This is a genomic window from Pelagibacterium halotolerans, from assembly GCF_044811015.1.
Taxonomy (GTDB): Bacteria; Pseudomonadota; Alphaproteobacteria; order Rhizobiales; family Devosiaceae; genus Pelagibacterium; species Pelagibacterium halotolerans_A.
In genome coordinates, this window is record NZ_CP085243.1 from 1003786 (window position 1) to 1015905 (window position 12120).

General features: G+C 58.6%; 10 protein-coding genes. 6 read left to right on the forward strand and 4 right to left on the reverse strand.

The annotated features are described in order from the left end of the window. Window positions 1–47: 47 nt before the first annotated feature. Together LG281_RS04990 and ggt are read left to right on the forward strand one after the other, a co-directional pair. Window positions 48–3299, forward strand: a complete 3252-nt coding sequence (locus LG281_RS04990; RefSeq protein ID WP_404404969.1) for a hypothetical protein — start codon at window positions 48–50, stop codon at window positions 3297–3299. A 180-nt stretch (window positions 3300–3479) separates the two neighbouring features. Further along, entirely contained in the window at window positions 3480–5210 is a 1731-nt protein-coding gene (gene ggt, locus LG281_RS04995) for a gamma-glutamyltransferase (RefSeq protein WP_404404971.1), read from the forward strand. Between the two features lie 28 nt (window positions 5211–5238). Here the strand turns inward: ggt and LG281_RS05000 are convergent, their stop codons facing one another. Then, window positions 5239–6123, reverse strand: coding sequence for an EamA family transporter (locus LG281_RS05000; RefSeq protein WP_404404973.1), 885 nt, complete (start codon window positions 6121–6123; stop codon window positions 5239–5241). Between the two features lie 80 nt (window positions 6124–6203). Here LG281_RS05000 and LG281_RS05005 point away from each other — a divergent pair, with 80 nt between their 5' ends. From LG281_RS05005 to csgH, 4 genes are all read left to right on the forward strand, one after another. Next, a complete protein-coding gene (locus tag LG281_RS05005; protein WP_404406623.1) occupies window positions 6204–6695 on the forward strand; it encodes a MarR family winged helix-turn-helix transcriptional regulator in 492 nt (163 codons plus the stop codon). A gap of 323 nt (window positions 6696–7018) precedes the next feature. Beyond that, window positions 7019–7390 (forward strand): hypothetical protein, encoded by a 372-nt coding sequence (locus LG281_RS05010; RefSeq protein WP_404404975.1) that lies wholly within the window; start codon window positions 7019–7021, stop codon window positions 7388–7390. Between the two features lie 168 nt (window positions 7391–7558). Beyond that, window positions 7559–7936, forward strand: coding sequence for a hypothetical protein (locus LG281_RS05015; protein WP_404404977.1), 378 nt, complete (start codon window positions 7559–7561; stop codon window positions 7934–7936). A gap of 24 nt (window positions 7937–7960) precedes the next feature. Then, window positions 7961–8374, forward strand: coding sequence for a curli-like amyloid fiber formation chaperone CsgH (csgH, locus tag LG281_RS05020; protein WP_404404979.1), 414 nt, complete (start codon window positions 7961–7963; stop codon window positions 8372–8374). Window positions 8375–8406: 32 nt separating this feature from the next. On the opposite strand, the gene LG281_RS05025 is transcribed toward csgH, so the two are convergent. The 3 genes from LG281_RS05025 to LG281_RS05035 all read right to left on the reverse strand — a co-directional run bounded on the left by LG281_RS05025 (window position 8407) and on the right by LG281_RS05035 (window position 12046). Next, window positions 8407–9729 (reverse strand): hypothetical protein, encoded by a 1323-nt coding sequence (locus LG281_RS05025; RefSeq protein ID WP_404404981.1) that lies wholly within the window; start codon window positions 9727–9729, stop codon window positions 8407–8409. A gap of 113 nt (window positions 9730–9842) precedes the next feature. Further along, window positions 9843–11006 carry a helix-turn-helix transcriptional regulator gene (locus tag LG281_RS05030; RefSeq protein WP_404404983.1) on the reverse strand — a complete coding sequence of 388 codons (1164 nt, stop codon included), beginning with the start codon at window positions 11004–11006 and terminating at the stop codon, window positions 9843–9845. A gap of 236 nt (window positions 11007–11242) precedes the next feature. After that, window positions 11243–12046 (reverse strand): IclR family transcriptional regulator, encoded by an 804-nt coding sequence (locus LG281_RS05035; RefSeq protein WP_404404985.1) that lies wholly within the window; start codon window positions 12044–12046, stop codon window positions 11243–11245. Between the last annotated feature and the right edge of the window lie 74 nt (window positions 12047–12120).

A 12120-nucleotide genomic window follows, 5' to 3' on the forward strand; every position in this document is an offset into this window, starting at 1 on the left:
CCGCGATCCACGTTGTCAGCCACACCACGACAGTGGGAGGGGAAATTATGTACGGATATAATCCATATAGCACCAGCTATCAGACATCGAACAGCTACACCAGCTACGGGACCAACCAACCCGCACCGTCTTATAGCTCCCAGAACGCCTACTACCCCCAGACAAGCTACAATCCACCGCAAACGCAATATGGTTACAATACCTATGGGCAAAACGCTTACACGCAGCCCCAATACGCAACCCCCTATCAAAGTGCCGGATATTCCCAGGCCGGAAGCTATAATCAGAGCCTGAACAGCTCCACCTCTCTTTCGCAGCCCTATAACGCTTACCAGGCTCAGGCCTCATACAATCAGGGCTATGCCAGCGGCTATAATAACTCCGGCACATACGGCCAATCACCGTACGGTCAAAGCTATTCGGCCAGCTATCATCAATATCAGAACCCGCAAAGCCAACTTGGCTACAATACGAACGCGTACTCCCAAAATACGTACGCTCAGCCCCAGGGTTCGTCCTACAGCTATCAAACAAGCTATAGCCAGCCCCAACAGCCCGGCTGGGTGACGAACAATTATGCCGACCATAATCGGCCCTCGTCTGTTCACGGATATCTTGGAAGCGACGGGCAGGTCTATGCCAGCCAACAGGCTGCCCAGGCCTCGTATACGCAATACGGGCAAACCAGCCAGCCCACGTATAACCAAAGCTATTCGACGGGCTATAATGCGTATCAGCAGCCCCAGAACCAGTACGACTACAATACCGGCTCGTATTCCCAGAACGCGTATTCCCAGCCCCAGGCGACGTCCTATAGCCAGCCGCAGGTCACCAGCAGCTATGAGAACGACGGGCAGGCCTGGCTGGCGAATGACGGCAACCTTTATGTCTCCAGAGAGCTCGCCATTCAACAGGGCGGAGGCCTGCGCCAGAGCGGGTATAACGACACGACGCATCAGTCCGGCGGCATCACCGCGCAACAGCAGGAACAGACCAGCAATGGCGCGCTCTGGCAGGGCAATAACGGTGTTTTCTATACGACACAGGCCGAAGCCATCCGTTTCGGTGGCGGGCTTAATGCGAACCAGCCGTTGAGCAACGGGCCGCTTGGCGGGCAGTGGAATTCAAATACACCTCAGCACGGATATACTCATCAAGCTGGCAGCTCCCAGCACCCCAAGAGCACAACAGAGGATACGCTAACCTTTGATTACCTTGAGACGAACCGTGCAAATTGGTCCTCGGTTGGAAGCCGAGATTCAGTCCAGCTAAAAGATTTGAATTCTGATTATGTTAAATTCTCATGTGAAAACGCAAGCCACGCCGTCAATTTTAAATTCATCAATTCAACAACCTTATTTACGGGCCATACTGTTTCTGAATTTGACTATCAAGGGAAACTGTTTACTACCTCTTATAATGCAGCACAACACCATCCGGGCGGAGAGATACGCTTATCTCTGAGTTCATTTAATGATTCCGTCTTTTTCGAATATGACGGCCAGAGACAAAGCAATATTCTTGCCGGCGCCGGTAACGATACAATTGAATTTAAAGGCGAACGAACATTCACCCAAGTTGTTGATGGTGGGGACGGGAACGACACGATCAAAACAAGCGCCGGAAAAGATACCATTACCGGCGGTGCCGGAAACGACGCTTTAAATGGCGGCCGCGACGGCGACACCATCAATGGCGGTGCTGGCAACGACGTTCTGGCCTCCGGAGCCAAGGACCAGAAAGACGGCAATACAGATGATAGCTTAATAGGCGGGGCAGGAGCCGACCTATTTATCAGCAACGACATTGTCTCCCTCGAAGGCCTCAAATACCAGAACTGGGCAGCCCATCAGACGGAAGAGAATCATACCGATCAGGCGATCCTGATCGCTGTGGGGGGAATCGACACCGCGCTTACCCTCGCGTCGCTTGCTGCCGACCTTACCCCCCTCGCCGGGCTTGCCTCAATTGCCAGTTTCGCGGGTCACGCCGCAGTGCGCGGCATTTTCGAGTTCGGCGCAGAAACATACGAACCTGTCCAGGGCGGACGCTTCAATAACGTGACCCTGGTCAAGGACTACAACCCCCTTGAAGGCGACACGCTCGTCCAGTCATTCAAGGATACCTCATACCTCAACGCGGACTTCAGGGAGAACTATCAGGACACCCTAGACATCAGCACGGCTGGACAAACTCTTATGCGCGTCAGTTACGGTGCGGATTTCTTCGACAAAGCAAAGACTGAATATGCCTATGGATTTGGCGGAAATGCGTATGGACTGGGCACAGACGTCATAAAGAGCGGAATATCCAATCAGATCATCGAGACATCCAGATTTTTGCTCAAGGATTCCCAGGGACAAATCCACTTCGCCGCAATAGGCGACGCCTTGGGGACAGCGACCACTCTATCATACCTCAAAGGGCAAATCCCTCTTCTGGTACACGACGCACAAGCACATGCTAACCTTACGACGATGATCAAACAACTGGAAGACGCTGGACAGAAGCTGGATGCCGGAGAAGGACTTCTCGTGCACAGCGGGGGCAATAATGTCTTCTACGAGATGAACGTGAGTCACCCCAACCACAGAGGTGGCGGCTGGGGTTTCGGAAGTGAAAAGGGCGATCTTTTCGTTGCGAACACTCTTCAGACGATCCAGATGGACATCCGCCCACATGCGGGACCCAATCAGCCCACACAAGGAGAAGCGTCGGCCCTTGGGTTCGGGGGTAACGACACGTTCATCGGCCATGCCGGAAAGAACATGTTTTATGGCGGAGCGGGCAATGACACGCTCTATGGCGGAGCTGGACCTGACGTTCTCTCAGGTGGCGAGGGAAACGACGTCATCTATACCGATCCGAACCAGGCTCGGGTAATTGATGGAGGATTAGGGTTCGATATTCTCGGCCTTACGAACGACACCACCTTTAATGCTCAGGCGTTGTTGAACGGAAGTCACACGGTAACCGGCATCGAAGCGATCACTCTTGATGGGTTTGGATCGCAGAACGTCGTACTTGATACCGCTTCAATCAGCAGCCTGGCTGGCCCAGACCACAGATTGCATATCCATGGTGACGCTCACGATACCGTCACGCTGCAAGGCTATAATGTGCAGAAGTTGGGCGCTACGCAGGATGATCCGCTCGCCGCCGCTCACGCCTTGGAGCAAGGTACCAGCGGCGCAGTTCCAACGGAAATGTTTGACACGTACGGCATGTACAGCATCGACGGAAACTATGTTTATATAAATGACGATATCACTGTGAACATTGCTCAATACATGGTCTAGACTTACTTCGGAGCAAGTTCTGACTGAGGCGAGCAAACCTGAGAGCGCGTTTGCATGGTCAGCCGCCCGGCCAACCTTCAAGACACGCCCTCAGCACCCTCAAACTTGCATGAGCGCGCAATCCGTACTCTGATGGGTATGCTGGCCACCAATGGCCGGACCTAGTCGAAGAGGCACATCATGAAACTGCTTATCAAGACCGGGCTATCGCTCGCGCCTGCCCTGCTGCTCGCGGCTCCTGCCGCGAGCCAGGCCCCCGCGCAACCGGAAGAAACGACGGCCATTGCCGAGCGGCAATCGGTCACCGCGACCGACTTCATGGTCGCCGCCGCCCACCCTCTCGCCACCGAGGCTGGCTACGCGGTGCTCGAAGCTGGAGGAACGGCTGCCGATGCGGCGGTAGCCGTTCAGGCCATGCTCGGGCTCGTGGAGCCCCAGAGCTCCGGGCTCGGTGGCGGGGCTTTCCTGCTCTATTGGGATGCGGAAACAGGCGAACTGACGACTTATGACGCGCGTGAAACCGCGCCGCTTGCCGCCGATGAAACCTATTGGCTCGATGAGAACGGCGAACCTCTGGGCTTCTGGGACGCGGTGATCGGCGGGCGCTCGGCGGGCGTGCCGGGAACGCCGATGCTGCTTGAGGTCCTTCATGCCGATCATGGCCGTATGGACTGGACCGAACTGCTGCAGCCGGCGATCGCAACCGCCGAGAACGGCTTCGCCGTCACGCAACGCATGGCAGATTCGGTCGCCGGTTCACGCGGGCTCGATACCTTCGTCACTACTGCCGAATACTTCCTGCCCGGCGGTGAGCCCATCGCCGAAGGCGACATACTCACCAATCCCGAATATGCCCAAACGCTACGGCTTTTCGCGGCGGAAGGCGCAGCGCCTTTCTACACCGGGGAAATCGCCGAAGACGTTGTTGCGGCACTCAATACCAATATCAATCCGGGCATCCTCACTATGGAGGATTTCGCTGCCTATGAGGTGAAGACGCGCGCGCCGGTGTGCATCGACTATCGCGGTTATGACGTCTGCGGAATGGGACCGCCGAGTTCGGGCGGGCTCACGGTTGGCCAGATCCTGGGCATCCTCGAGCCGTTCGATCTTGCCGCCATTGGCGAGGGCGTCGAAGCGCGGCATCTTTTTGCCGAGGCCTCGCGGTTGGCTTTTGCCGACCGGGGGCTCTACATGGCCGACAGCGACTTCGTCGACATGCCGCAGGGCCTTCTCGACAAGGGCTATCTCGCGGAACGCTCGGCACTGATCGATCCCGAAGCGTCGATGGGCGTTGCCGAGCCCGGCACCCCGCCCTGGGACGAAGCCATGCTCTGGGCCCCGGATGGCGACCGCCCCAAGGCCGGCACCTCGCATTTCGTGATCGTGGATGCGGAGGGGAACATGATCTCGGCCACGACCACCATCGAAAGCGGGTTCGGCAGCCGGGTGATGACGCGCGGCTTTCTGCTCAACAACGAGTTGACCGACTTCTCCTTTGCCCCGGAAGCGGACGGCATGCCCATAGCCAACCGCGTGGAGCCCGGCAAGCGCCCACGCTCGTCCATGTCGCCGACCATCGTGCTGAAGAACGGCGAGCCCGTGCTTCTGACCGGCAGCCCGGGCGGCGCCAACATCATCGACTATACGGCGCTCTCGATCATCGCGATCCTGGATTGGGGTATGGACCCGCAGGACGCCATCGACCTGCCCCATGTCACCAACCTCAATGGCGGTACCCGCGTCGAGGAAGGCGAAGGCGCGCAGGAGCTCGCCGATGGGCTCACCGCGCTCGGCCATGAGGTGACGATTGCCAACCTCAACTCGGGCTTGCACGTCATTCAGTTGACCGATGACCGGCTGATCGGCGCCGCCGACAAGCGGCGCGAAGGCCTCGTATTGGGTCAGTAGGCTCCCCGTATGCCAAAGGCGCGATGGCTCACGCTGTTGCGCCTTTGGCCGTTGCCATCGAATGGGTCCCCCGCCCTGCCCGCTGCCCCAGCCAGACACTCACGAGAACGATCGCGGCGCCCGTGCCCTGCACCGGTGTCAACGCCTCCCCAAGGATCGCCCAGCCCAAGGCGACCGCGCTCAATGGGCTGAGAAACCCGAAGGCCGTCACCGTAGGTGGGCCGAGCCGGGCGATACCCCGAAACCACAAGACATAGGCGAGCGCACCGCCAATCAGCCCGAGCCAGACGAACCCCGCAAGATTGAGCGCGCTGGGCACCGGAAAGCCCGGCTCGAGAGTGAGCGCGACCGGCAGCAGCAAAATCCCGCCCGCGGACAATTGCCAGCCGGTGAAGGCGAGCGGCGAAACGGGTGGCTGCCATTTGCGCGCCAGGACGTTACCTGTCGCCATCGAGAGCGCACCGCCAAGCGCCGCAGCGATACCGATCGGATCTGGCGACGTGTCCGGTCCAAGCACCAGAAGCCCGACGCCGAAAATTCCTGCCAGTGCTGCAACGATCGCGGCCGGCCGGATCGTCGATCCCAATATGCTGCCCGCGAGCAGGAGCACGAGAAGCGGTTGTACCGCGCCGAGCGTCGCGGCAAGTCCGCCCGGCAGGCGATACGCGGCGACGAACAGCAGGGTCAGGAAAATCGCTATGTTGAGCGCTCCAAGAATAAATACCTTGGGCAGCCAGTGCAGAGGCGGCAGCCGGCGCGCGATCAGCAGCAGAACCAGCCCCGCAGGCAGCGCGCGCAGCATCGCGACGGTCAGCGGAAAACCGTCGGGCAGCATTTGCGTCGTGACGATATAGGTCGACCCCCAGATCGCCGGTGCCATCGCCGTGGTGAGAAGATCGAGGGAACGGGCCATGCGAGTCTCCATTTATCTTGACGTCAAGGTAGTTACAAGAAATCTTGACGTCAAGATAATCGTCCGCAATGATCCCGCGCATGGATCAGGTCGACCGTATTCTCGCGCAATGGCGGGCCGAGCGCCCGGATCTCGATGTCGGACCCATGGGCACGCTGGGCCGGCTCAACCGCCTCGCGCGGCATCTGGGTCAGGGTATGCAGGAGGTATTCTCCGCGCACGGACTGAGCGTTGCATCCTTCGACGTTCTCGCCACACTGCGCCGCTCCGGCCCGCCCTACGCGCTCAGCCCGTCCGAGCTGATCGAATGGACGATGGTCACCTCCGGCACGATGACCAACCGCATCGACCGTCTGGAAGCCGCCGGCCTCGTCGAGCGCCGCCGCAACCCCGACGACAAACGCGGCTTCCTGATCGGGCTCACCGGCGCCGGCCACGCGCTGATCGAAAAGGCCGTAACCGAGCACGTCGCCAATCAGCACCGGCTTACCGCCGCCCTCAGCGCGGAAGACCGCGCGACCCTGGATGGCCTGCTGGCGAAATGGCTGGCGGCGTTCGAGGAGAACCGTTAGCGGCGCCAGGCAGAACCCGCCGCGCACATCCGCAAATATACCAAGCCCATAGTGCATTGCGCATACGGAACCATCCATATGCCTAGCACAACGGTCAAACGCGCATGCAAGTCAGTCAATGCGCTAAAATAAACGCCAACCACAACCTTTAAACATACATTCTAACTAGAAATGACTTAGAAAATACGCCAAAAATATAGTATTCGTAACACTTAAACATGCCGATATTCATCCAGAACGCACCCTCCTCAAATGTTACCAAGTTGCCGTGGATTATTTCCGCATCTCACACCACGGACTCGTTCCAACTCTGGAGGACAACCATGTATAAGCTCATCGTATCCGCTGCAGCCGCTACCGCACTGTTCGCTGGCGCTGCCTATGCCCAGGACGTCTCGATCGTCGATCAGATCGGCGTGGGGAATGGCCAGCTCACCACGCAGAGCGGCATCGGCCCCTTCAGCGGCAATAACTTCTCGTACACCGGCCAGTTCGGCACGGGCAACCTGAGCATCACGGATCAGGACGGCGCCAATACATCGGTGACAGTACAGGCCGGCAACGGCAATACGTCATTGACCGATCAATGGGGCGCTCTCAACAGCTCGACGACGCTGCAGGTCGGCAATGGCGACTTTTCGGACACCGAGCAGACTGGCGTCGGCAACGTGTCTGTCACCATTCAGGGTAACTGATGCGTCCAGGACGGCGCGGGCGACACTTATTGTTGCCTGCGCATTCCTGTCTCTTGCAGCAAACTTGTGACCGAGGGCAATCGGTGCGGTGCGGGCCGCTTGTTTTTTATGTGTCTGGCGGCTGACAACCACTGCGCAAGCCCTTCAACAAAAAAGGGAGATTCAACAATGCGCATCTATCTGCTCTCAGCCGCAATAGTTGCCTTGGCGACGCCGGCCTTGGCGGACGACTTCAATGAAGCGCTCGTCCTGCAGGGTGGTATCGACAATTACCAGTCCACGTCGCAACAGGGCGGGCACAACTCGGTGACGCTTCAATATGGCACCGACAACACCGCCACGACCGACCAGACCGGATCGCATAACACCTCCGCGATCGTACAGATCGGCCTCGGGCATTCGCAGAGCCATACGCAAACGGGAGAGGACAACACGACCTCGAGCGTACAGGTCACCAGCAACATTCCCGGCTTCTCGCATTCGCGAACGCAGAGTGTCACCGTTGATGGCCGGACGATTTCGGTTCACGTCGAGGCGCAGAACTAGAAGTCCTGATCGAGGAGAGGTCTCATGATCCGGATCGCAACCTGCGCGCCCATGCGCGACCGGCCCAGTTGGCAGTCACTTATGTTTGTTTTGGTCCTTTTTTACGCGATCCTGCCGTGGGAGGCGAAAGCCATGAGCGAGGTTCAATGCGAGATACGGAGCCAGCCTCTCGCGACGGGAGTCGACCTTGTCGGTGTGGTATGGGCTGATCATTCTGTCTCTGGCAGCTATCAGTTTATTGTAAACAAGGAAGGAGCGAGCGGCAGTTCTCGCGTTATACAGCGCGGACTTCTCGCGCTTGAGAAAAATCAGCCGCAGGTCGTTGGAAGCATCACAATCAACGCCGGCAGCGGTGACCGTTACATCGTACGATTGACCGTTACCGCAGACGGCGACCAGACGCTTTGTACAGCGGACCTCGATAACTTTACCGCGTAACAACGGCATGTTCCGCTGCCCAAGCGGCGGGGTCAGAACCGGTTGGTAAGGGAAATCGTCGCCCCAACATTCCACATCGGGCCAGTGGCGATGCTTCTTTCGTAATAGGTTTCGCCGCTGGCCGAATACTCGGCTTCGGTGTTACCGGCGTTGAAATCTGCGTCGGCTGTGTTCACTGGAGTGGTCTGAATATAAGGCACATCGCCGAGCCGCTCGACATGGACGCCAAGGTTCACCGTGAACCCATCCGGATCCAGGTAGGTCAATCCACCACTCACCCGATTGTAAAGCGTCATCCCCGAAACCGCTTGGCTCGTGTCTGGAAGCGTAACGCGCCCTGCCCCTGGCAGTATCGCAGCGGCGGCCCCATCGTAATCCGCCCAGTAGCCGGAAACGCCGACTTCCGTCCCAACCGAGAACCGCCACCCTTCGGCAACAGGACCGGACAGGGAAGCGCCGATGATGCCGCCGGCGTAGTGCGCGACGAGGTCATCGTCGTGCTCGAGCCCGAACATTGGGATCACGTCCCCCAGGCCTTCCGCTTCCTGGACGTCAATGAGCGTTTCCTGATGCACCGAACGCGCAATCAGATTATAGGCGGGACCAAACTTCGGGGTGACGGTCCAGCCGTCATCGAACCTGAACGGCGAAGAGAACATCACCTTCTGGCTCGCCATCAGCAATGTCTCTCTAATGCTGGAGGTAACCTCAGCGTTTTCGAGGTTACCCACCCCGACCAGTGCGAAACCATCCGCGTCGGCAACGACACCGAACCCCGCAGCTTCGGGTCCCGACCCGTCGGTGGTCAGTGCGAGCCCGACCGCGCCCGTTTCGGTCGTCGTGACCGAATATTGCGCCGTCGCGTTGTTGCCTGGCGGCGAGGACGCGGAGCCGGAAACGCTCCCTGTATCACCTGTGCTGTCGGTCAACGAGACAGTACCGGTCGCCGTTGCCGTTCCTGCCCCGATGACAAGGTCGACGGTTCCCGAAGTTGGCGCGCTCACTCCGGTCACGAGCAGTTCCTCGTTGCCCGAATAGGCGGTCCTGTCTATGGATCGGCCGACGCCGAGCAGGACCGAGCCCATCCACTCGACGTAAACCGGCGCCTCTCCGATATCGCCGATACGCGAAATCAGATTGGCACCAAAGGAAAAACCGCCCAGAAGGCGCTGCGTTTCCTCGCCGGAGGTTTCGCCTGGCGCAATCGCGTCGCCCTGCCAGGCGGGGACGAGAAAAATCTCCCCGCCACCGAACTGGACACTGGTCAAAGCAATGCCTGCATTGTCCGGCTGGGGCGCGGGAGAAACCTGTCCCGCGGCCATAGACGGAACCATCGCAACTGCGAGAATCAGCACTGATAGCCGCATATTCGCCCTAAAGCATTGTCCAGAAAGGAATTTATTCCAAAATCTGGATATTACCGGTACGAAATTAAACTAATGTTATGCCCGGTCAAGCTGGAACAATTTTAGTTCACGGCCGAAACTGCCAATCGTGTCAAAAGCGCAACAAGCTGTGATTGCCGCGATGTATCTGTTTTTTTCATGATCGATGCGAGTTGATTACGCAGTGTTTGCTTGGAGATCGCGCGCTCGGCAGCGTATTCGCCTATCGTCCGCCCATTTAGAAGCGAGCTTGCGAGTTCCGCCTCGGCGCTTGTCAATCCAAATATCCGCCAAAGCGCGTCATGGGTGAGCCGCAGCGCTTCAGCGCTATCCTGGATGATCAACGCCAGGCGGCGATCCGAGGAGCCAAAATGGTCATAACCGGGGCTTCCAGCCATATCGGGCGACGGCTCCAAGGTCATGATCGAAACGAAATAATGGCCGCTGTCGTCGTGCTTTTTCAAAACGATGATTTCCGAACTGGGGCGGCAAGCCTGGGCCAACTCCGCGATTCGCGACCTGAGTCTGACGTCGTCGGCCGGATCGATAGCGTACAGATAGCCATCGGCACTCAAGAATATAGCCTCCATCTTCCGCGCGAGAACGTCGGCGCGCGCGTTCATGCTCTGCACGCGGGCGTCGCGCCCGACCAGCACGACCGGGAACGGCAAAAGCTGAAGAATATTGTTGATGAACTGGTTTTCCATCGGATGGTGATGGCGGAAATGGAATATCCGTGTCGCCCGCATCATATGCGGCGCCAGCCGCTCGAGGACGCGCGTCACCTGCTGCCGCAGGATGTCCGCCTTATGTTCGGGATAGCGGACCTCCAACACCAATTGCTGCATACCTGATCGGTACAGGACTATTCCTGTCGCACTTTCGTACGGCCCCTGCCAGGACAGCCAGTCCTTGTAGAACCGGGAATTGACGAAGGCTTCTCGCTCCAGCAGTTCGTAATCCTGATAGATACGCCCCGGCATTTGCGCCCATTGACGTTCGAACAAGACATTCCGTTGGACGAACCCGGTCATATACGAGCGCAGCGCATCGACGTTGAGCCCTCTGTGCAACAGGAAATTGCAGTTCTGGCGAACCGTATCCTGACCGTAGAGCAACACCACCGCGCCGCTAAGTGGCTGTGCGACGGTATCGAGAACTGTCTCGAACAAGCCACCGTCCAAAGCCGCATCATACAAATGCTCGATCTGCGACAGTACATTCGCACCATCGGCCAGTTCCAACATGACGTCCCCCCGGGCGAAAAGACTCGCCTCAGCCAAAGAGTTCGCGCGTTTCTTGGGGTGGCGAAAGATGCGCCTGTCTTGTTAATTCATTTTTCCTTATTAATACGACGACTGCATCGCCGGAGGCAAGTAGCCTAACGGAGAAAGTTTTCCTTAACTATACCTCAAAAGCCCGTTTTGAGCGGCCTTGAAGCCGATTACATCCGAATAAAACGTCGATTTCAGGGTACGTTTTTCTACCGCGATGATGGCGACGGTGCCGTTCCGCCAAGCAGGCCTGTAAGTTCTTGCGCTGCCTCGGCAACCAGGCGGCCCAGGGTTTCGAGACGCTCTTCTGTCACGCGGGCCGATAACCCCGAGACGGAAATTGCGCAGAGTGCCTCGGCATTGGCACTATAAACGACAGCTGCCACGCAACGCAGGCCAAGGACGTATTCCTCATCGTCGATCGCATAGCCCCGCGCACGGGTGGCCGTAAGATCGTCATCGAGGCGCTTGCGGTCAGTGATCGTGTTGCCGGTACTTTTACGCATGCCAAAGCGCTTGATGACGGCGTCGACATCCGCCTTGGGATAAGATGCGAGGATCGCCTTGCCCATCCCCGACGATATGACCGGCGCCCTGCCACCGACACGTGTGATCGCGCGCATGATCTCACGGCTTTCCACTTGGGTGAGCACCACGACCTCGCCCTCATCGATGATGCCGAGATTGGCCGTCTCCCGCGTCTGGTCGCGTAAGCTGCGCAGAACTGGCAGAGCCGGCGCCACGAAGTTGCGCTCGCGCGCAAATGCCGACCCAACCGTGAATGCGGTCCGCCCCACGTGCCACATGCCGTCGGTCCGGTCGAACTGGACGAAGCGGCGCTGCTCGAGCGTGGTGAGAAGCCGGTGCACCGTCGATGCGGAAAGCCCCGTACGCGCGGCGAGATCGGTCAGCCGCCACCCTTCCTCATCCTCGCCCAGCACTTCTAGGATCGCCAGAGCGCGCTCGACCGACTGCACGGTGCCCGAGCGGCGTGTATCGTCGGATTTTCCCATCCTGCCCTCCGGTTTGCTCCTGATGGTCCTGCACAATGATCTTGAAAGGTTGCACGACCTCGCCCCCCACTCCG